The organism is Heyndrickxia shackletonii (assembly GCF_001420715.1).
In the GTDB taxonomy this organism is placed as follows: domain Bacteria; phylum Bacillota; class Bacilli; order Bacillales; family Bacillaceae_C; genus Margalitia; species Margalitia shackletonii.
The window spans coordinates 2,290,891-2,312,362 of record NZ_LJJC01000004.1; the positions used below are offsets into that span (position 1 = coordinate 2,290,891).

Genomic DNA, 21,472 nt, shown 5'->3' on the forward strand with positions numbered 1-21,472 from the left:
AAAAAGTTAAGGGTGATTGTATGAATATCAGAATCGCACGAACAAATATGGAGGAAGCACAAGAATTGTTAAACATTCAAAAGCAAGCCTTTCAATCAGACTTAGAAAAATATAGAGACTTTGCGACAAATCCTGCTGCTGAATCGTTGATATCTTTCATTCAAAGGATTCTAATTTCACAGCACTATACTATTTTTATCGATGAAGAAATAGCCGGTTCCATTGATATTAGAAAAATTTCAGAGGATCATTATTTGTTAAATCAGCTATGTTTAAACCCGAAATGGCAAAACCGCGGATTCGGGTCAAAAATCATGAAGATGATGGAAGAAATGTTTCCTAATGTAACAATATGGAGTTTAAAAACACAAAAGGACAATGCGAGAAATCGCCATTTTTATGAAAAAGCAGGTTATTTTTTCATTGGGGAACAAAGGATGACTCATCAGCTCACCTTAGTGGAATATGAGAAAAGGCTTGGCTGATTAATGATTCAACGCCTGATAATAAATATAAATAAAAGATAAATAAATTATATATCCTATTAAAGAATAAGTATGTTTCCAGGATTCAAGATGAATAAAAAAACCAAATGATTCCGATATTCGTTCGAAAACGGACATAAACAAACTGATGATGAAAATGAACCATATTTTTTGCCAAGATTTTAATAGATTGCTAACGAAAAGAAACAGACAGATGAAAATAGGAAGTCCAAAGAGAGTAAAGGCTACGTTAATTTGGAATACATTAGGCAATGGCCGCTTCGGAAAAACGTATATTCCTTTCCCGACAAAAAATAAGTCGAGATAGGTTCCTATTAGGGCACCAATAAATATTGTTGATAACAAAGCATTAATAGAAATGGGAGATTGCTTTTTTTGTGTTTGCAGCAAGCTCCAGTCTTTCGAGTGTTTTACAATATTCTTCTTCAATTTTATCCTCTGCCTTTTCGTCATTTTCTATTAAGTAATAAATAATTCTCCAGTCTTTATACCAGTCTATTTTTTCTGCAGGTCCATGCTCTACATTTTTCCAAGCAAATTCAAGTTTCGGACTATAGATTTTCGTTGCACCCGGTAGCAATTGGCATGATTTTAATTTTGGTTTAAATATACTTCCAGGAAGTCCTTCGTCCACATCATTAAAAATATGTGGCCAATAATCCTTTCTGGAACCAGTATGGGGAGTAGTAGTTGCCCATTTTGTTAACATGTTTAAGCGATTTTGATTACTGAATAATATAGAATATAGCCGCTTCCCTAATAAAATTCGTTCGTGCAAGGACTCAAAATGATGGAGTGTTTTACCTACTAACTTTATCTGTTGGTGAAAAAAATAGGGAAATAAAATATGGTTCATAGAGAGTAAATCTTGAAGCTTAAATTCTAAGGAACTGAAAATTTCCTTTTTATAAATTGGATTTTTCATTACTCTTAATTCTAAATAGCTTTGTTCATTAATAATTTGCGCAACAGTTAGGATATAAGTATCATGTTGAACCCAAAAGTAGTTCCAAATCACTTCCATAAACAGGGACACATTTAGATGCCTCAATAAGTAAAACAAGTTTTGGTTTCTTTTTAAGCTTTCTTCATAAAGTAAAAATTGGGGAAATACATCTTGAAATATCAGCCAATTTCCCCTTTCTAAAAAAGCGAAAAAAGAAGCAGCTTCCTTTTTAGATAATAGTCTGGTGAGCAGTCCGCCTTTTAAATCTGTCATATTCCAGCCGCCATTCCTGGATACCATATGTCCGAGAAAAGCCCAGTGTACTTCAGGGTGCCGGTTGTAAAATTCCAGATATGCTTTTGTTCTTGTTACATTATTAATGTTTAAGCTGCTTGTTTGCTGCCTAATCTGTTGAATAAGCGAGCTTTCCCCGTTTGTAAGCTCATTTACAAAGGATAATTTCCCTTTTTTCTTTAATTCACGCTTGATGTTAATTAGTGGTTCCGAAAGTTGTTGTTTCTTTTGATGTAGTAGCTTCATTAGGTATTTAACCTCCTTTACATTAGGAGAGGTTGTCATTCGGGATATCCACATTTAAACATGGAAGTTATTAATCAGTTTATTAATTCATTTCAACATTCATGATACATGATGTTATCTTCGTGAAATTGTGTAATAAATAAAAAAACAAAGCATCTTAACGCCTTGTTATTTTAAAAAACGCTTGATTTTTTTAAGCCCATTTTTCATATTCGGATATCGATAAGGTATATCGAATAATGTTGTTTGTTTTAAGACACTTTTTTGATGGGAAAAAGTATCAAAGCTTCCTTTACCATGATAGGCTCCGATCCCACTATTACCAACTCCTCCAAATGGTAAGTAAGGGGATGCAAAATGGTATACAGTATCATTAATGCACCCTCCGCCGAAGGAAACGCTCTGAAGGATTTCACGCTGTACCGTATGACTTTCCGTAAAAAGATAAAGGGATAGCGGTTTTGGATGTTTCTGAATTTCTCCGATGACTTCCGATAGATTGTTATATTCTAGTACTGGAAGTATAGGGCCGAAAATTTCATCCTGCATAATGAGGTCTTCCCAAGAAATATTCGTAATAACAGTAGGCTCCATTTTATTAAGCTGTCCATCCGTTTTTCCACCAATAATAATCTCACCATTTTTTAAAAAGGATGCTAACCTGTTGAAATGTTTTTCACTGACAATGTGGGTGAAGTTTTGATTTTGAAGCGGTTGTTCTCCGTATAAATCTTCAATTGCCTCTCTTAAATGAAATAAAAATTCATCCTTGATCTGATGGTGAAGATACAAATAGTCAGGTGCAATACAAGTTTGTCCTGCATTCATAAATTTTCCCCAGGCGATTCGTTTTGCTGCCAGTTTTACTTTTGCATCTTTATGAACAATACAAGGACTTTTACCGCCGAGTTCTAATGTAACAGGTGTTAAGTTTTTAGCTGCCGCTTCCATAATCATTTTTCCGACCGGCACACTTCCTGTAAAGAAGATATAATCTGTTTTTACTTGCAAAAGTGCAGTACTTGTTTCTACACCACCTAATACAACTGAAATATACTCTTCCGGGAAAATGTCTTGAATGATGGAAGCGATTATTTCCGATGTTTTTGGCGTTAATTCAGAAGGCTTAATGATGGCACAATTGCCAGCTGCAATAGCCCCGATTAAAGGTGCGATGGCTAACTGGAACGGATAATTCCAAGGGGAGATGATAAGCGCAACCCCATATGGTTCTGGATAAATAAAGCTTTTGGAGCCAATATGTGTTAACGGTGTTTTCACGCTTTTCGGTTTGCTCCAAGCTTTTAGATGCTTTAAAGTAAAACGAATTTCTTCCAGTACTACTCCAATTTCGGTTGAATAAGAATCAAATTCGGATTTGTTTAAATCTGATTTTAACGCATTCATTAATTCTATTTCATTTGTTTGAATAGCGGATTTTAACTTTTGAAGAGCATTCAAACGAAATGGAATGTCCTTAGTTTCATTAGTTTTAAAATATGCTTTTTGTTTTTCTATTAATGTGGTGTAGTTTTTCATGGAACCTCCAAGAATGTAATCATAACTCTATTTAGTAATATCTGCTAAAATATTCTACAATAAAATATATTTTTTCGTTATAATTAAATTACTTTTTTTAAAAAGGATATTTTTGAGGTGAACAAAAATGAATATTACACTATCTAGAAAAATGGAAGCTTTTCAAACTTCTATTTTTAATGAACTTGGTGCTTATAAAAAACAAAAAATAAAAGAAGGCATGGAAGTAATTGATTTAAGTGTCGGCAGCCCTGATCTTCCACCTCCAGACTATGTGATAGAGGAGTTAACGAAGCATGCCAGTAATCCTTTAGAATATGGTTATGCTATGATCGGCTCAGATGAACTTTATGGAGCGATTAAGGATTATTACTATCGTCAATATCAAGTAAGTCTGCATCCAGAAAATGAAGTTTTAGTCGTTAAAGGTTCCCAAGATGGTTTAGTGCATTTGCCGATGTTATTGACCAATCCTGGAGATATTGTGCTTGTACCTGATCCGGGATATACCGCTTATGCAGTAGGAATTTCCATGGCAGACGCTACTCCTTACCCTATGCCATTAAAGGAAGAAAATCAATTCTTGCCTGATTTAGAAGAGATTCCTGAGGAAATTCGCTCGAAAGCGAAGCTTATGATTTTAAATTTTCCGGGCAATCCTGTACCTGCACTTGCAACGAAGGAATTTTATCAAAAGGTTGTAGAGTTTGCGAAGAAGTATAATATTGCCGTATTACATGACTTTGCATATTCTGAGCTTTACTATGAGGAGAAACCAATTAGTTTTCTTTCTGTAGAGGGTGCTAAAGAAGTAGGAGTGGAGTTTAATTCATTTTCCAAAAGCTTCAACATGGCAGGATGCAGAATAGGTTATGTTATGGGAAATCCAATGATTGTAGATGCTTTGAAGCGTTTTAATTCGAATCTTGATTTTGGAGTGTTTACCCCCATTCAAAAAGCGGCTATTTCTGCTTTGCGTCATTCCTCAGAATTCAATGACAATTTAAGAGAGATATATAAAAGACGAAGAGACATTTTGATTAATGGCTTGAAAGAAATAGGCTGGTTAATCGATCCACCGAAAGCTTCCATGTTTATATGGGCAAAAATTCCTGAGGGATATACATCGAAGGAGTTTACATATAAATTAATAGATGAAACAGGGATTGTTGTTATTCCAGGAAATGCCTTTGGTATAGAAGGGGAAGGCTATGTCCGAATAGGCCTTGTTCAAACAGAGGAAGTATTAAAAAAGGTTGTTTCAAGGTTGAAGGAAAGTGAAATTTTTCCGGTTGATTCGCTAGTCTATTAAAACTATTTAATATAAATATATTACGAAACTAAAGAACCTTTCAGAGGATGCTCTGTAGGTTTTTCTTTTTGCAAATTTTGCTAAATTTTGGATGGGTAACTGTGGTAACAAAGGTTCATTTTGTCGAATCCTTGCGACTTTCGATGGATTTACACATTTTAAATCGAAAAATATTCATTTCCCGTGTATAATAAGAACTTGTACGATCTATTCAAAAGAAGGAGGACATTTTTGATGGAATGGACTTTAGCCATTTTGTTTGTAGTGTCAGCTTTACTACTCATCATCTCCATTATAATGACCCGTCGAGCTTCAAAAGCAGAGCAAAAAGGAATTGATATGGTTCACTTATCCGTGATGGACGATATCAACAATATGCAGGATTCTATTCGGAATCTTGAGTTTGACATAGAAATTATGATGAAGGAAGCGGGAATTCAACTTTCTTCGGAGAAAAGAGCTATAATGCGTGAAGTACTAGACTTATATAAACGAAAATATTCGATCGAAAGTATTGCAGCTCAAAAGCAAGTATCTGAAAATGAAATAAAACAAATACTTTCTTCTTACCTTGGATCAAAGGATGAAGGGGGTAAAGTTGCAAATGAAATTTAATTTATTAGGTGGCTTTGCAGCGGGTTTATTTATTGCCACAAGCATTAGCGGCGCCGTTTACTTCTCTAGTAAAAATGAGGCTGCAAATACCCCTGCCAAAGTAGTAAAAACACAAACTAAAACATCTGGACTGCCTTCCGAAGAAGAGATGAAAAATAAACTTGTATCTGCAGGTTACATAGTCCAAACAAAAGCTGAATATGATAAAAATATTGCGGATGCAAAGGCGCAAACACAAAAGAACACTTCATCGAAGAATAATGATTCTAAAATTGTGTATCGAGCGGTCGTTAACGTTTCAAAAGGGATGACTAGTATCGATGTAGGTAAACAGCTTGTAAAAGCTAAATTAATCAAAAATGCCTTTAAGTTCTCAAAAATAGTAGAGAAAAAAGGTGTTGAAAATCATTTACGTCCTGGATCCTATGCAGTGGATAGCAGCATGAATTATGATCAACTAATAGCTGCAATATTTAAATAAGTTACTAAAAAACACTTTCTTCTTTATGGGAAAGTGTTTTTTAGTAATTTATTATTAAATTATTAGTATATTAACTGTTAAAATTTTGATATTCTCTTAAACATAAGAAAATCTTCTGGAAGTTAAAAAGGAGTTATTGGCATAATGGGGTGTCAGAAACTTTCGATTGGGATCATGTTGTTCAATTTGGAACATTGGCTATTGTTTTAGTCAAAAATGATCAAGCTGCATAGACGATATCGTTAAATCAAAATTTCACGGTTCATTCTGATGCATCCATTCCGCCAGCAGGTGAAATTAGTTTATACAAAGCAACAATGCAAAGAAATCAGCCGATTACATTACATTTCACATCCTTGTGAAGAGATTTTTACCAACATGCTTGCTTAAAAGAAAGTGAAGTTTATAGAATTAAGGATATTTGTAATATTATGGGGGGATAATGATGAAGGGGAAAGATATTTTAACAATGTTTGGTTTTGATGTCCAAGAAGAACCACAGAGTATTTATGCATTTTCACCTGTATATCATGTGAAGAATGAAACAGGGGATATCATTATCAAACGTACTCAAAGCTTATTAAAGCACGGCAATCAGTTAATGAATTTTATAAATTTATTAAATCAAAGTGGAATCTCAGTCGTGTCGCCAATTTCATTACCGGTGGAGAATCCGCAGCTAATTGGTGATGAGACTTTTGTAGCTTATCCTTTTATTACGGGTAAAACCTATACCAGTACCAAGGAAGAAATCTTTGAAGCTGGGAGATTGTTAGGTAGAATTCATGACTTTTCTCCAAGCAGGAATACATTTGATTTATTAAAATATGATGTTTTTGATTTTAATAAGGAAGAAGTGGAAGAATCCGTTCAAAATATCGAAAAATATTCCAAAAAGAATGGAGTGCAGATTAATAGCTTGCTATTGAAGGAAAAACTATTAAAAGCAGTTTCTCAACAAAATGAATTAAAGAATAGTTCACTGCCATGGGTAGCAACTCCGCATGATTACAAAGCGAATAATTTGATTTTTACACCAGCACCTTATTTAATTGATCCTGACAACGCATCTTGGATTCCTAGAATATTTGATTTGGCTCTTGCCTTGCTGCTATTTCATAACGAATTAGAATCTGCTCCAAAACGAATTTTTACACTTGAAGAATGGAGTGCGTTTATCAGCGGTTATGGGGAAGTAATTACCTTAACGGAGTTGGAAAAAGAATATTGGGAAAAGGCGCTGGAGCATGTGTTCCTTGATGAAGTAATGTGGCTCATGGCTGAAGTGGAGGAGGATTGGTTCAATCCATCACAGCAAAAGCTATTTGTCAGCTTAATTGAATTTATGACATCCCCTTTTGATAAGTACAAATTAGCATTCTAACGAAAGTGAAAATAAAACTTCCTAAAAAAAACTGTAGAGGTATCTTCTACAGTTTTTTTTAGGAGCAATATATTTAACGTTTTTTCTTTTTGTTATCTTTAGCAAGTGTTTGGGACTTAATGACCTGCTCAAATAATACTTGAACATGAATTTGATTGTCATCCAATTCTCTTACACTTAAAACTTTGCCTTTTCTCCCTTTGATTTTAATATTGTCATCGACAACAGGGATATTTTTAAGCAGCTGACTTAGAACTACGGTTTTGTTATCAAAGAAATGAACTATAGCCATTTTTTGGTCGCCCCTTTAAATTATTTTCTCCTTTTAAAATATTGGATCGCATGCAAATTTAGACCGAGTTTATAAGAAGCCGGAAAAATTTCAAGATGCTAAAAAAAATGTTAGTATACTAATATCAAAATTTATTTTAGAAGAGGATGTAAAACAATGATGCGCAAAGGAAAAATGGAAGATGTTCCTGCCATTATGAAAATGGTTCGGGAGACAGTTGAAATTATGAGGGAAGAGCATAATGATCAATGGGATGAAGCATATCCAACAGCTACCATCTTTGAAACGGATGTCCAAAATGGTACTTTGTTTGTTTTAGAGGATGAAGGAAACGTGATTGGTTCAATAACGGTTGATCAAAATCAACCAGTTGAATATAAACTGATTCCGTGGCGAAAAGAAGGCAGTTCCTTTATATTTCACCGACTTGTTGTCAATCCGCATTCCAGAGGGAAAGGTGAGGCAACAAAACTTATAAAATTTGCTGAACAGTATGCGATTGATAACCAAATTCCTTATATGAGGATAGATACATACTCTTTAAATAAAAAGGCGCAAAAATTATTTGAAAAGAATGGCTATATAAAAGTAGGAGAAATGCCTTACCATGGAAAAACTCGGCCGTATTTTTGTTATGATAAATTTCTTTAATTTATTTTCCTGAAATTAGGCACATTTTACAGCAAAATGTGCCTTTTTATTTTTATACCATCAAAAAATCAAAAGTGATAAAAATTTATCTTAGACTAGGAAACATAAGATAGTGGAGAAAGTATCGAAAAAAATTCATTGGAAACCCAATACCATTCAGACAATGCTTGTGCGCTTAGTGAAGAAAAAAGCATTACAAACAAGAAAGGAAGGCAGAGCATTTATATATACATCTCTTGTTCAAGAGAACGAGTATGTGGAGCAAAAAAGTAAATCATTTCTAAAACAATTTTTTGGCGGTACGTTAAACTCCATGGTATTAAATTTTATTGAAAATGGATCAACTGTCAAAGGAAGATATTGCAGAACTGAGGAGTATTTTATCTGAGAGGGATACGAAGGACGGGGGAAAATGATGGATACCATTATACTTCGCTTTTTAATAAGTACGGCAGTGGTATCCTTCCTCGTCTTAGTAATCCTATTAATAAAAAAATTATTTAATAAGCATATGTCTCAGCAAACACATTATAAGATTTGGTATTTTCTTTTTATGCCACTAATTTCTTTCCTGATCCCACCGGATTTTTTACGATTAGGAGATATACTACCATTTTTGAAAAACTTACTTTTCATGAAAAGAGATACGGTAATGAACAACGGGAGTATAGATAGACTAGATGATTCCCATTCGTCCAATAATGATATTCTGCATAATTTCACCGTATCTGTGAACAAGTCAACTTCAGATATTTTCTATCATACTTTTATTGTATTTTGGATCATTGGCCTGGCTATATTCATTGGAGTCACCATTTATGCAAACTATCAGATCCACCAAATAAAAAAGTCAGCTGCGACTATTAAAGATCAAAAAAACAGATCAAACAAAGAATCCAAAGCATTGCTAATTACTCACGAGTTCCATCATAAAGGGCAAATCGTAGCAATGTTACGACAAATGGGGTATGAACCCCCAAATACAGATATATTAGGTACAGAAGACTAGTTTATTTAAAATTTAGGGACAAAATTTGAATTCATTTTTATCGCTTTTTATTGAGAAGTTGCAAAATTCTTGGATGATTTGTTTCTTCATTCTTTCAATTGGAAGCTAATCTGGATATGTTGGTATCAAAGCATGATACCTTCCAAGGGCAGATGAAAAGTATTTTAAAGTAAAGAAGTCGAAAGACATATATCAATACAGGTAATATATTTTTACATAAAGGATTTTAATTTTCATAAAGACAGAGTAATTAAATTATGAAAAGGGAGAGGAAATTTTGGAAAGAAGAAACCAAATTATTCACATAAAACCTTGGGAGGAAAATGATCTTGAATTACTTTTTCAAATAAATTCTCCGGAAATGACGCGTCATCTTGGTGGTCCAGAGAATAAAGAACAGATTTTGAAACGACACCAACGCTATCTTGAGCTTTGCAATAGTAGTATGGGATGTATGTTTAGCATTGTATTGTTACCGGAATTAGAATCAGTCGGTTCTATCGGATACTGGCAAACTTCATGGAAAAATGAAGATGTATATGAAATGGGGTGGAGTGTTTTACCATCTCATCAAGGGAAAGGAATAGCTACAATTGCAGCAAAGTTAATGATAGAAGAAGCTTCAGCACATGCCAAATATAAATACATTCACGCCTTTCCTTCCATCGATAATCCTGCATCAAATGCAATTTGTCGAAAGCTAGACTTTGAATTTATCTCTGAATGTGAATTCGAATATCCTCAAGGTAGTTTTATGCGTTGTAATAATTGGCGTTTTAAACTAAATTCAGGTAAATAGATAAGTAATAGTTAAAAGAGGTAGAAATCAATCTCTTAGGAAGTGAGCAAATGAAAAAAGAAAAGTTAATTAGAAAATATGATAAACAGGTAAAAATGTATGAAAATAATCGTAAAAATCAAAAGCTTGCCGGATTGAGGAATAAAATTATAAAAAAAGCCTACGGAAAAGTTTTAGAGGTTGGTGTTGGAGCTGGAGCAAACTTTCCTTACTATGATAGGAATAATGTTGAGGTAACAGGAGTAGATTTTAGCTTTGAGATGATTAAGAATGCCAAAAGAGCAGCATCTATTTTTCAAGTAAAAGCAAAATTTATTCAGGAAGATATTGATGAGTTAATCTTAGAAGACAACTCTTTTGATTGCATCGTATCAACCCTCTCGCTTTGCAGTTATCCTGAGCCAATTTTAACTTTAAATAGATTTAATAGTTGGTGCCGTGAGGATGGGATCATCTTGTTGATGGAACATGGTTTGAGCTCTAATCCAATCCTATCCGTTACTCAAAAAATGATTGACCCACTATATACTAAGATATCTGGGTGTCATTGTAACAGAAATATCAATAAGATAATTGAAAAATCTAATCTTCAGGTTGATCAAATCGAACGTTATTGGTCAGATATCATCTATTTGGTACAAGCAAGACCCACTAAGTAAAAGTTCAATACTTTTTCTATAAAACTCTTATCTAAAAAGTTACCATTTCATATAATATAAATCCTACTGGTAGGGCTTTTTTTGCAGCCAAGTAAACGTTGATAAACATCAATAGGTTCGCAGAATTAAATGATTATTATTGATAAAAATACGAAATAAATCAGATATGTTTTAAAACAACCTTAAACCACATATGATTTTTGAAGATAATGTTCTATAAACTCCGCTAATCCATCTTTTTCATGATGCCCTGTAACAAAATCAGCTACTGCCTTAACCTCTTTACTAGCGTTGCCCATCGCCACACCAGTACCGACATTACGAAGCATCTCTATATCATTCGGTCCGTCACCGATGGCTACGACTTCATTTGGACTAATTCGAAATGCGGGAAGTAAGCTTTTTATAGCAGACCATTTAGAAACATAAGGAGCAACCATCTCAAATCCGTCACTCCAATTAATGACTTCTGCTTCTTTTTTAAACAAATCGGATAGTTCAGGACTTGGTGCACCTGTACGAATACTATATTTAAGAACATCTTGATAATTGGCCTTCCGTAAATCTCCTACATACCGTGGCGGAATTTTCCCAACTTTAGTCCAATAATCGATTTCTTCATTTGTTTCCTTACAATAAAGCCCATTTGCTGTATGGATAATAACATTACACGGATTTTCAGCGGTCAAATGGTGGAATCGTTCTTCGTTCAGTCGGACGGTTTTCATTTGAATAGCCCTTCCTGTCTCTGCATTGTAAATAGCGGCTCCATTCAAACAGATCATGGGAGTTCGTAATCCAATTTCTTGATGGTAGGGAGCGGTTACTTCGTAATGTCGACCGGTTGCCAGAAAGACCATGACTCCTTGATTAATCAGCCTATAAATGGCTTCCATATTTCGTCGGGAAATGTTGTTTGCAGTATTTAGGAGTGTACCATCCATATCAATAAATATTGCACGCATATTCATTATTCTGCCTCCTCATTCGTTGGTAAGCCAATCATATCATCTGAATATTAAAGAATTGTAAACTCAATGTGCAGATATCTTTAATTTTTATATAAATAAGAACGTACATTCTATATTTGTGATATAATAAAAATCAGATAGAATTGTAGATGAAGTGGGGGGTGTGAATTGCCTAGAAAACCGGGAATAACAGATGAGATGATCATTAAAATGTATAAAGACGGTATGTCATTTAAAGAAATGGTTTCCATCATTGGAATATCCGACCGTGCTATCAGAAATGTTATGTATAAGCATGGAGTTAAGATGAATCGAGAGCAATTTTCTGGACAACCTCGTAAACATAAAGTGAATGAGGATTTTTTTAAAGTATGGTCACATGAAATGGCATGGGTTTTAGGCTTATTTATTACTGATGGACATGTACATAAGGATCTCCATAGCATTTCATTTTCCCAAAAAGATAAAAGGCTACTCCAATTAATTGCCGAATATATGGAAGCGGATTTTGTTTTAGCTCCAAGTGGATCAACCAGAACAACTCCAACATTAATCATAAATTCAAAAGAAATAAAAATGGATTTAGCAAATTTAGGTGTTAAATCCAAAAAGTCATTGACGGTTCCATTTCCTAATATACCGGATCAATATTTACCTTCTTTTATTAGAGGCGTTATAGACGGAGATGGTTGGATACAGAGTACAGGATATGTAATGAACATTACAACAGCAAGCTTTGAATTCGCAGATGGTCTTTTAAATGTTTTCCAAAGCTGGAACCTACGTTCAGAAATTACATCGGCCATTAGCCTGGCAGGAAATGCTATTTATAGAGTTTGGGTAAAAGGCAAATATGATCTTCCGAAGTTAGCAAAAATAATATATCGGGATGCGAAAGATAATTTCGTACAATACAAGAAAGATCGTTTAACTCAGCGAATGCCTAATGAAAGTTAAATAATATTTATGAGGAGTGATTAATTTGTGGAAATTAATTAATGGTAGTTTGGTACAAACGAGTGATGAATCAAGAATCAAGTTTCGAACAAATATTAGTAAATCTATATTAGAGGATCTTCATACATTAGCATTGGAATTTGATTCACATGTAAACTATCTTATTGAAAACGGCCTTAAAAATGTTTTAACACAAGGTGTTATAACTTATAATAAAGAAACGAGACCGAAGGATAGAGTTCAATATAAAACAACCTATGATAAAGAATTACTTGAAAACGTTAAAAAGTTTGCAAAGGAACATCATTTATACATAAATGATGTCATTGAATATAGCGTACAATTTATTGATTTAAATAATATAAAAAACAGCGGATATAGAAACAGGATAGAGTAGAGATGAATACTCTAACTTTTATATTTCTTAAAACGCCCCCGACGTAATATATATTATAGGAAGCAGTGGAAAAACAATAATCTCTGTCTCATATCCTAAGAATACTTTAAATAATGAGACAGAGAAGATTTTTTCTACTAAGATCTAACTTTAATTAGTTTGCACACGGAATAATTATTAATATAGATCTTAATGAAGATTTCCCATTATGAATAAAAAATTTATCATTTATACTTAGTTTTTGTTGATATGTCATTACCTGGAGTTTAATTTTTGTTCTACAGTTGCAATTACTGCTATCATTTAAAACGAACATCTAAGTTTACATAACAATTTTATGTTTGCCAATTTTTTGCTTTATTGTTTAGATTGTTGATTAATCAAGCATCGGTAAATAAGTTGTATTTAGCTGCTGTAATTAAATTCTTATTACATAAGTATAAGCTGGCTTTGACGGTCAGCTTATACTCTTTCTCCATTCACCTGTAAAAATTCGATAACCTCATGATTTGGCCCTTCAAAAAATACCGTTTGCCAGTCATTCTCAAGCTTTATGGGTCCTTCCAATGCAGCAATGCCATTCTTGTTAAAACGATAGATGACTTCCTTTATGCTGTTGACCTCAAAACATATGTGAACGGCTTGGTGTAGATCTACTGACTGCCCTCCACCGGAAGTGAGTTCAAGACGAAAATGATCCGATACCAAAAAGACATTTTTTTCCTCACCGATAACAATTTGCTGTTCTTCTTGAAGACCAAATAATTCCTTATAGAAAGCAACCGATGTCTCCAGATCTTTTACTTCATTCGCAAAATGGTGAAATCGCATGGAGATTCCCCCTTTAAATGATTAAATTCATATCCCCAAATTCATGCCATTGGTATCTATTCTTTATCGCTTCATCATAAGCATTCCATAATAATTCCTGCGGCAAAAAGGCTGTAAGCATGTCTAGGTGGCTTGCTTTAGGTTCATGAAATCCAGTAATAATTCCATCCACAAACTTTAGCGGAAAACTTTGGTTGATATATAGATTCGTCACCCCCGATAACACACCGGTCATTGCTGCACTCTCCAGTGCTCTAACTACTGTTGTACCAACAGCGATCACTCTTCCCCCTGATGCTTTTGTCTTATCTATTTTCTCTACGGTTGTCTCGGAAAGATGATATTTTTCATAATTATCTGTCGGTGATGTCTCCAGCTCGTCATCCAGTAAGTAACTTAGTCCCGTATGAAGCTGAATAAATTCAAGCTGTATACCGTTGCGCTGTAGGTTAAACAATAATTCCCAGCTAAATGCTCTGCCTGCGGAAGGCATCTCAACGGAACCTGGCACACTGGCAAATACAGTTTGATAGTAATCCAACGCCCATGGTTGATGAATATATTCATAGCGAATCGGTTCCCCGAGCGCATAAATACGGTTAAATAGTTCTGTTCCTTTTTTGGAAAATTGAATCGTTCTTAGGGGACTGCTATCTGTATATTCAATTACGATGGCAGAAAGATCGGATGAAAATTGTAAGATATCACCCCTTTTAATCTCATTTGCTACAATCAGCACGTCCCAAACTTCTTCATCACGACTCCTGGCGAGCCGGATTTCTACATTTTCTTCTATCAGCTTCGTTTCTCTCAGCAACTTTGCTTGCAGAATGGCTGGTATGGTACGACTGTTGTTCAAAACAACCAAATCACCTTGCTTTAGATAATTAGACAACTGAAAAAATTGGTCATGCCTAATATTCCCTGTTATTCTATCTAAAACCATCATCTTAACATGATCCCTCCTTATCCCCCGTCTTTCAGGAGGATGGGAGGCATTTAATTCAGAGGGGAGGTAAAAATCAAACGTAGTTGCTTTCGTCATCATAATTCCCCCGAAAATTCTTGGGCTTCAAATCGCCGCCCGTTAATGCCAACAGATTTTTCCGACGCCAAATACAAGAAAATGTCCACTACTTCCTCCGGTTTAGCGAGTGGATAATCACAATCAGGAACAGCTAATTGATGCATTTCGGTATCCATTTCCCCCGGGTCGACCAAGTTTACCCGAACATTTGTTGACTCTAATTCATTTGCCCATGTTTGAGTTAGACCCTCGACCGCAAATTTTGAAATACCATATGCGCCCCAGCCCGCATAGCCAATATGCCCCGCTTCCGATGTCACATTAATGATGGAGCCTTGATTACGCTGAAGCATCCCCGAAATAACTCGCCTGGTCACTAAAAATGGCGAAATGGCATTTACTCTTAAAACTTCGGCAAAATCTTCTTCCGGATAATCGAGCAACAATGGCATGGGACTTGGCCCTAAAATAGAAGCATTATTAATAAGGACGTCCGTTTGCCCGTAGGTCTCCTCCGTCATCGCAACAAACCGCTCCACGTCCCTTGCTATTGATACATCTGCTATAACGGCAAGCACCTCAGCCCCTAATGCTTCCGCTTCGCTCTTTACCGCATGCAGCCCCTCGGATGACCTAGAACAGATGGCTAAACGAGCTCCTTCCTTTGCAAAAGCTAAAACCAATGCTCTCCCTAAACCTTTTGATGCGCCTGTAATCATAACCACTTTTTCTTTTATCATTTTCAATTTCCTCTCCTCTTTAATGTGAATTTCTTCTTGTATTTAGCTTAAAGGATTCTGGAAGTTCTACCCTCAGAGAATAGTTTGAATTGTATCTACGACTTTTGAATGAGATGATAACCTTTAGCATACTAATATTTGAGTTTACATAATAATATTATGTTTACGGATTTTTTTACTTAATTGTTCGATAGTCGATAATTAATGTAAATGCATATAAAAAATAAGAGAGTGCACAAAATGCACTCTCTCCACCACTTTTTTAATAAGAATAGTAACTACAAATCCACCAATCTATTAGAATGAAACATTATTTTAAAGGATACGGATTAAAGAGCTGTCCATCCACCGTCGATAACTAATTCAGAACCAGTCATAAAACGAGATTCGTCAGAAGCTAAGAATAGTACACCATATGCAATATCCTCTGGTTCACCAAAGTATGGAAGCTGTGTATACGCTTTATAATAAGGTAAAGCGCCTCCTTCTTCCATCGTTGGCAATGTCATTGGTGTAACGATGATTCCTGGGTGTACGGAATTCACACGAATTTTATCCTTACCATATTCAACCGCCGCAGATTTTGATAATACTCGAAGTGCTCCTTTAGCAGCAGTATATGGACTTGTACCTGCCATCCCAACAAGGCCGCCAATCGAAGAAATATTAACGATCGAACCACCTCCTGCTTTTTTCATTTCAGGGATCACGTATTTCATCCCGATTACGCATCCATTTAAGTCAATATCCAAAATCTTATTCCATTCATCCATCTCCATGTTGGCGATTGTTTTCGGAGAAGATACACCTGCATTATTCACGAGAACGTCGACTTTTCCGTATAATTTCACCGTTTCGGCAATGACAGATTTCCATTCTTCTTCAGAAGTTACATTATGTTTAATTGCTACTGCCTCGCCGCCATTATCTTTAATCTCTTTTACAACTTCGTTCAATGCTTCAACTTGAAGATCTGTTGCGACAACTTTTGCGCCTTCTTTTGCAAATAGTTTTGCTTCAGAAGCGCCCATTCCCATTGCTGCACCAGTAATAATTGCTACTTTTCCAGCTAATCTTGCCATATCTATTCCCTCCAAAAAAAAGTTAATGTAAGAAAGTACCACAATCATTACGATATTGTGAATACATAAACAGACTGTTGTTTTATCAACACCATGGTGTTAATCTCATTATAACAATCATGTACAAAAGGACAACCAACATCATTTGTAAATACGTCGTTTAGTCGACAATCAATTCATGGATGTTGCGAAAAAAAGAAAAGTAATACACGGAGGATAAAAATGTCGAAAAAAATGGATCCGCGTGTTATAAGAACACGTCAAATGTTAAGAGATGCACTAGTTGAATTAATTTGTGAGCGGGGATATGAAAAAATTACTGTTCAAGATATTGCAAAGCAAGCAATGTTAAATCGTGCGACCTTCTATCTGCATTATCGTGACAAATTTGACCTTCTATACCAAAGTTCAGAAGAAATATTAAATGACTTAACCGAAAGTATTAACATGTCTTTTGAAGGAAAAGATGAATTTGATTTTTTAAGTGGAAAACCGCATAGAAATTTCATCCATTTATTTGAACAAATTTCGCTAAATAGTAAATTATATAAAGTTTTTCTTACCGAAAAAAATATGCCCCACTTCACTGCCAGTATGATGGATGTCCTTATTGATTTTATTTCAAGAGGAATAAACATTATGCAACCGAATGATAAAATGCTCACCGTACCTCGGGATATCGCAGTCCGGTATTATGCTTCCGCTTTTCTAGGGGTAATTGTATGGTGGTTAGAAAATGATATGCCATACACTCCTACCTTTATGGCAACGCAGTTAATGCGTCTTGCCATTAAAGGCCCTTATGTCGACGATCCATTTATTTAAGGAATAACAAAAAAATAGAGTAACGACAGGAAAATGCGGATTTTCAACGCTAAGCCCATTTTCCTGTCGCTCCCCATTTTTAACAACGTTAGAAGATTGAACGGTATTAAAAATAGCATCACTTAAGTTCATCTAATTTCATTAAGAGAGACTTTAGAAATAACTACTTCTCTTTTGTTCAGAAATTTAACTAATTTTACTTTCCTTTTTATTTGTTAACATTAGAATCAATTGTCCGAAAAATGCTACTAAAACAAGACAGCCAGCAGCAAAAGGAAAATAAGAAGGTGTTAAACCGGCAAACAGGACAATTCCCCCGAAAGTGGAACCGATTGCGCTCCCTAAATAATTGGCAGAACTATTTAATGCAACGGCAGCTGCACCATGTTTAGGTTGTAAGTGAAGTAATACATGCTGTTGCGGAGCTAATGAAGCCCATCCCACTGTCCCCCAAAAAAAGAAAGGTAAAAACGCTATTACAGGAAATTTAAGTGCGGTTGGTAAGCTAAATATCGCAAATGCCAATATCACTAGGATGCAGGCCATAAGCAGGGCTGGACGTCCCGTTCGGTCAATCAGAGTTCCAATCGAAAAACTCCCGATTACACCGCCGATGCACCATGCCCACAAATATGGAGTCACATTATGAATACCTTCAAGGCTCTGTAAAATGGGTGCGATGTACGTATAAAGACCTAAACTTGCAATGCTGGTAACAAACGTAATGCCAACTATGGTCGAAACACGTCTATCGGTAATCAAGGCTAAACGTTGACGTAACGACGGAGGAGTCTCAGCAGGGAGATTCGGAAACCTGGTTATGATCCCAAACATAGAGATTATACCAATAGCGGTGATACACCAAAGAGTCCCCTTCCACCCTATGTGTTCAGCCGTAATTAATCCAAGTGGAACCCCTACAACTGTACCCATACTCATACCGCCTAGTGTCATTCCCAGGGCACGACCGCTTTTTTGTTCGCTAACAATTAAAGTTGAAGCTGCAGCAGCCAGTGGCGAATATAGGCCTGCACCGATGCCTGCTATTGCACGAGCAATAAGCAACATGGGAAAATTTTGGGCCAGTGCACTAACTCCGTTTCCTATTGAAAAGACAGCAAGTGCCATTACTAAAATTTTGTGAACTGGTTTTCCTGCTAATACTGTCGCAAAAATGGGAGCAGCAAGTGCATAACAAAGCGTAAATACACTCACTGCTTGTCCTGATTGTGAATCACGAATATTGTATGTTGCACCAATTTCAGGCAACAAGCCAGCCATCACATAGGCATCAAATCCAAGAGCGAACATGCCTATAGTGAGAAGAAGAACTTTTCGCATGGTAATCCCCCTTATATATGTCAGTTAGTTCTATGCTTAGTTAACCGTTTCTACTTATTTTGTTTATCGCAGTTTGAAACGAAATTCACATTAGCCGATTACCTAAAACATTATGTTATAATCGAATGGACTTCGATATTTAAGAGATTACCAAATAAATAATGAAGAAGGAACAATCATTATTTTATGAGGATATAACAAATCGTCATAAAAAATGGAGGAAGGTAATGAATTTAGAGTGGTTACAAAGTTTTGCTGAGGCAGCTAAGCAAAAAAGTTTTTCGAAGGCAGCAAAAGAAAATAATATTTCTCAACCAGCACTGAGCAAACACATTCGTAATCTGGAAGATGATCTTGAAGTTGTATTGTTTCATAGAACATCTGCTGGTATAGAACTGACTAAAGCTGGTGAACGTTTCCACATTCGAATATTGCCGGTCATTGCAGAACTAACGGAGATTCGCCAGGAATTACGACAATTTTGCCGTACTACTCCTATCGCAATAGGCAGTCTACCCAGTTTAGCTACTTATTATTTACCATCAAGGATCAAAGGGGTTCGATTATTGGATAGACCAATGACATTAATGCTTCAAAACACTTCAAAGGAATTAGTACAGTCCTTACAGGAAGGAAGACTTGATGCCGCCTTTGTTGATACATCGTATAGGAATGAGTCGTTGTGGAATTGCGAATTGTTTATGGAATCTTACTATGTCGTATTTCCTTTAGATCATCGTTTTCAGTTAAAAAAGAGCGTTGATCTTGCTGAACTCTGTGAGGAACAACTAATTGTTCATCAAGCTCCTTGTGATTCAAGAAATCATATTATTTCCCAAATGGAGTTACTAGGGCTCAAGCCAAACATTATTAGTGAGGTTGCTTTCGGGGACTTTATCTATGGATATGTAATGGGTGGGATGGGAATCACGATTGTACCTGAGTTAGTAGCTAAGAATATAAGTCATCTTAAACTCTCTTCTTTACCGATTGTGAATTTTAAAAGATCTGTTTCATTAGCTGCTAAGAGTAGCAAAATTGGATCTCAGTTATATGAGTTTATGACAGCAGTTGATTAAGTTTATAATATCCTCCATACTATTCGAACACAATGATCTTCAACAATCAGGCGCTTTCATGGCGTAATGAAAAAAGCCTGATTTTACAATAAAAATTGTTCTAGTGCTATAAACACTAGAACAATTTTTATTGTTTTACGCTTCAACTTTTTGGAAAAACTTCGGTAAATACTCTTTATGTGCTTCTAACATTTCATCCAAGATAGCTTTACCAACTTTATCAGAAGGAACAAGAGGATTAATTACCATTGCAAGTAATGCAGTATCATAGTTGCCTGTTACAGCCGCTTCTGCTGCTACACGTTCAAATGATTTTATTTGTTGTACAAGTCCTCGAACTGCCACTGGAAGATCTCCGTTGATGATTGGCTTTGGTCCTTCTTTTGTAATCACACAACTTACTTCAACGGCGGACTTATACGGGATACTTGCAATAGCTCCGTTATTAATGGTGTTAACCGGCTGAATATCACGTTTATCGTTATAAATAGACGAAATGAGACGAACCGCTGCATCACTGTAATATGCTCCACCGCGTTCCTCTAATTGAGGTGGTTTAATTGCTAAATTTGGATCTTTGTATAACTCAAATAGTTCCGCTTCAAGTTTTTGAACGACTTCCGCTCTCGTTGTGCCATCTTTAAAGTTTTTCAATTCTTTTTGCAGCATTTCATCTTTCTTGTAGTAGTACATGTGATATGGACAAGTTAAGACATTTAATGCCCGAATAAATTCTGGCTCCCAGCCTTGTCCTTTTATGTTTTTAACAAAGCTGCTGTTCTCAGGATTGGATAACAAATTAATTACTTTATCTTTTACACTAACTCCGTCTAGATACACATCTAATCCGAATACCATATGATTTAGACCAGCGAAATCAATACGAATACGGGAATGATCAACATTTAATAGCTTTGCAACCCCCATTTCAATCCCGATTGGAACATTACATAAGCCAACGATTTTCTTGTGATCAGTGTAACGAAGAACAGCCTCTGTCACCATGCCAGCAGGATTTGTAAAGTTGATTAACCAAGCATCTGGACATAATTCTTTCATATCTTTTACAATATCCAAAATAACTGGAATGGTACGCAACCCCTTAAATAATCCACCTGGTCCATTTGTTTCTTGTCCTAATACACCGTGACTTAAAGGAATTCTTTCATCTTTAGCACGAGCATCCAGTAACCCTACACGGAATTGAGTTGTAACATAATCAGCATCCTTTAAAGCTGCTCTTCTATCTAATGTTAGATGAACGTCGATGGGAAGACCTGCTTTTTCAATCATTCTTTTTGCAAGGCTCCCTACAATCTCTAATTTTTCTTTTCCTGCTTCAATATCCACTAGCCATAACTCTCTAACTGGTAATTCATGATATCGTTTTATGAATCCTTCTACTAGTTCAGGGGTATAACTAGATCCCCCGCCAATCGTTACAATTTTAATACCTTGTGTCATTCTCTATACACCTCCGGGTAATGTA

Annotated in this window: 25 protein-coding genes; 14 read left to right on the forward strand and 11 right to left on the reverse strand. The window is 35.5% G+C overall.

The genetic code is table 11. From position 1 onward, the window contains the following. Positions 1–20 precede the first annotated feature (20 nt). Entirely contained in the window at positions 21–485 is a 465-nt protein-coding gene (locus AN964_RS10875; RefSeq protein ID WP_055739694.1) for a GNAT family N-acetyltransferase, read from the forward strand. Here the strand turns inward: AN964_RS10875 and AN964_RS27275 are convergent, their stop codons facing one another. From AN964_RS27275 to AN964_RS10885, 3 genes are all read right to left on the reverse strand, one after another. Beyond that, positions 486–959, reverse strand: coding sequence for a CBO0543 family protein (locus AN964_RS27275; protein ID WP_280513054.1), 474 nt, complete (start codon positions 957–959; stop codon positions 486–488). Further along, entirely contained in the window at positions 856–1,992 is a 1,137-nt protein-coding gene (locus AN964_RS10880) for a DUF2515 family protein (protein WP_055739695.1), read from the reverse strand. Before AN964_RS10880 ends, AN964_RS27275 begins: the two co-directional genes overlap by 104 nt. Before the next feature lie 168 nt (positions 1,993–2,160). Next, positions 2,161–3,531 (reverse strand): aldehyde dehydrogenase, encoded by a 1,371-nt coding sequence (locus AN964_RS10885; RefSeq protein ID WP_055739696.1) that lies wholly within the window; start codon positions 3,529–3,531, stop codon positions 2,161–2,163. A gap of 127 nt (positions 3,532–3,658) precedes the next feature. Here AN964_RS10885 and AN964_RS10890 point away from each other — a divergent pair, with 127 nt between their 5' ends. The 4 genes from AN964_RS10890 to AN964_RS10905 all read left to right on the forward strand — a co-directional run bounded on the left by AN964_RS10890 (position 3,659) and on the right by AN964_RS10905 (position 7,323). Then, positions 3,659–4,843, forward strand: coding sequence for an LL-diaminopimelate aminotransferase (locus AN964_RS10890; protein ID WP_055739697.1), 1,185 nt, complete (start codon positions 3,659–3,661; stop codon positions 4,841–4,843). A gap of 234 nt (positions 4,844–5,077) precedes the next feature. Beyond that, the gene (locus AN964_RS10895; RefSeq protein WP_055739698.1) at positions 5,078–5,458 is read left to right on the forward strand and encodes a hypothetical protein; all 381 of its coding nucleotides are present in this window, start codon (positions 5,078–5,080) and stop codon (positions 5,456–5,458) included. Beyond that, positions 5,448–5,939 (forward strand): endolytic transglycosylase MltG, encoded by a 492-nt coding sequence (locus AN964_RS10900; protein ID WP_055739699.1) that lies wholly within the window; start codon positions 5,448–5,450, stop codon positions 5,937–5,939. Before AN964_RS10895 ends, AN964_RS10900 begins: the two co-directional genes overlap by 11 nt. A gap of 445 nt (positions 5,940–6,384) precedes the next feature. Continuing rightward, positions 6,385–7,323, forward strand: a complete 939-nt coding sequence (locus AN964_RS10905) for a phosphotransferase (RefSeq protein WP_055739700.1) — start codon at positions 6,385–6,387, stop codon at positions 7,321–7,323. A 73-nt stretch (positions 7,324–7,396) separates the two neighbouring features. Here the strand turns inward: AN964_RS10905 and AN964_RS10910 are convergent, their stop codons facing one another. After that, a complete protein-coding gene (locus AN964_RS10910) occupies positions 7,397–7,615 on the reverse strand; it encodes a hypothetical protein (protein ID WP_055739701.1) in 219 nt (72 codons plus the stop codon). A 156-nt stretch (positions 7,616–7,771) separates the two neighbouring features. Between AN964_RS10910 and AN964_RS10915 the strand changes: the two genes are divergently transcribed. The 5 genes from AN964_RS10915 (at position 7,772) to AN964_RS10935 (ending at position 10,733) form a co-directional block, all read left to right on the forward strand. Then, on the forward strand, positions 7,772–8,266 hold the full coding sequence (locus AN964_RS10915; protein WP_055739702.1) for a GNAT family N-acetyltransferase: 495 nt from the start codon (positions 7,772–7,774) through the stop codon (positions 8,264–8,266). Between the two features lie 112 nt (positions 8,267–8,378). Beyond that, positions 8,379–8,654, forward strand: coding sequence for a BlaI/MecI/CopY family transcriptional regulator (locus AN964_RS10920; protein WP_244885868.1), 276 nt, complete (start codon positions 8,379–8,381; stop codon positions 8,652–8,654). Positions 8,655–8,681: 27 nt separating this feature from the next. Continuing rightward, entirely contained in the window at positions 8,682–9,275 is a 594-nt protein-coding gene (locus AN964_RS26925; RefSeq protein ID WP_055739703.1) for a DinB family protein, read from the forward strand. 274 nt (positions 9,276–9,549) lie between these two features. Then, positions 9,550–10,074, forward strand: coding sequence for a GNAT family N-acetyltransferase (locus AN964_RS10930; protein ID WP_055739704.1), 525 nt, complete (start codon positions 9,550–9,552; stop codon positions 10,072–10,074). 50 nt (positions 10,075–10,124) lie between these two features. Next, positions 10,125–10,733, forward strand: a complete 609-nt coding sequence (locus AN964_RS10935; protein ID WP_055739705.1) for a class I SAM-dependent methyltransferase — start codon at positions 10,125–10,127, stop codon at positions 10,731–10,733. Between the two features lie 182 nt (positions 10,734–10,915). On the opposite strand, the gene AN964_RS10940 is transcribed toward AN964_RS10935, so the two are convergent. After that, entirely contained in the window at positions 10,916–11,704 is a 789-nt protein-coding gene (locus AN964_RS10940) for a Cof-type HAD-IIB family hydrolase (protein ID WP_055739706.1), read from the reverse strand. Positions 11,705–11,872: 168 nt separating this feature from the next. On the opposite strand from AN964_RS10940, the gene AN964_RS10945 reads away from it, so the two are divergent. Then, positions 11,873–12,661, forward strand: a complete 789-nt coding sequence (locus AN964_RS10945) for an LAGLIDADG family homing endonuclease (protein ID WP_055739707.1) — start codon at positions 11,873–11,875, stop codon at positions 12,659–12,661. 16 nt (positions 12,662–12,677) lie between these two features. Continuing rightward, a complete protein-coding gene (locus AN964_RS10950; RefSeq protein WP_244885869.1) occupies positions 12,678–13,058 on the forward strand; it encodes an rRNA methyltransferase in 381 nt (126 codons plus the stop codon). A 462-nt stretch (positions 13,059–13,520) separates the two neighbouring features. Here the strand turns inward: AN964_RS10950 and AN964_RS10955 are convergent, their stop codons facing one another. From AN964_RS10955 to AN964_RS10970, 4 genes are all read right to left on the reverse strand, one after another. Beyond that, on the reverse strand, positions 13,521–13,889 hold the full coding sequence (locus tag AN964_RS10955; protein WP_055739709.1) for a VOC family protein: 369 nt from the start codon (positions 13,887–13,889) through the stop codon (positions 13,521–13,523). Between the two features lie 13 nt (positions 13,890–13,902). Then, entirely contained in the window at positions 13,903–14,934 is a 1,032-nt protein-coding gene (locus AN964_RS10960; protein ID WP_235950419.1) for an S-adenosylmethionine:tRNA ribosyltransferase-isomerase, read from the reverse strand. Then, positions 14,934–15,656: an SDR family NAD(P)-dependent oxidoreductase gene (locus tag AN964_RS10965; protein WP_055739711.1), complete on the reverse strand. Its 723-nt coding sequence runs from the start codon at positions 15,654–15,656 to the stop codon at positions 14,934–14,936. Before AN964_RS10965 ends, AN964_RS10960 begins: the two co-directional genes overlap by 1 nt. Before the next feature lie 329 nt (positions 15,657–15,985). Then, positions 15,986–16,738 carry an SDR family NAD(P)-dependent oxidoreductase gene (locus AN964_RS10970; protein ID WP_055739712.1) on the reverse strand — a complete coding sequence of 251 codons (753 nt, stop codon included), beginning with the start codon at positions 16,736–16,738 and terminating at the stop codon, positions 15,986–15,988. Positions 16,739–16,960: 222 nt separating this feature from the next. Here AN964_RS10970 and AN964_RS10975 point away from each other — a divergent pair, with 222 nt between their 5' ends. Next, a complete protein-coding gene (locus tag AN964_RS10975; RefSeq protein ID WP_083489306.1) occupies positions 16,961–17,563 on the forward strand; it encodes a TetR/AcrR family transcriptional regulator in 603 nt (200 codons plus the stop codon). A gap of 186 nt (positions 17,564–17,749) precedes the next feature. Here the strand turns inward: AN964_RS10975 and AN964_RS10980 are convergent, their stop codons facing one another. Continuing rightward, a complete protein-coding gene (locus AN964_RS10980) occupies positions 17,750–18,904 on the reverse strand; it encodes an MFS transporter (protein ID WP_055739714.1) in 1,155 nt (384 codons plus the stop codon). Between the two features lie 227 nt (positions 18,905–19,131). Between AN964_RS10980 and AN964_RS10985 the strand changes: the two genes are divergently transcribed. After that, the gene (locus AN964_RS10985) at positions 19,132–19,983 is read left to right on the forward strand and encodes a LysR family transcriptional regulator (RefSeq protein WP_055739715.1); all 852 of its coding nucleotides are present in this window, start codon (positions 19,132–19,134) and stop codon (positions 19,981–19,983) included. A 135-nt stretch (positions 19,984–20,118) separates the two neighbouring features. On the opposite strand, the gene AN964_RS10990 is transcribed toward AN964_RS10985, so the two are convergent. Further along, the gene (locus AN964_RS10990) at positions 20,119–21,447 is read right to left on the reverse strand and encodes a 6-phospho-beta-glucosidase (RefSeq protein ID WP_055739716.1); all 1,329 of its coding nucleotides are present in this window, start codon (positions 21,445–21,447) and stop codon (positions 20,119–20,121) included. Between the last annotated feature and the right edge of the window lie 25 nt (positions 21,448–21,472).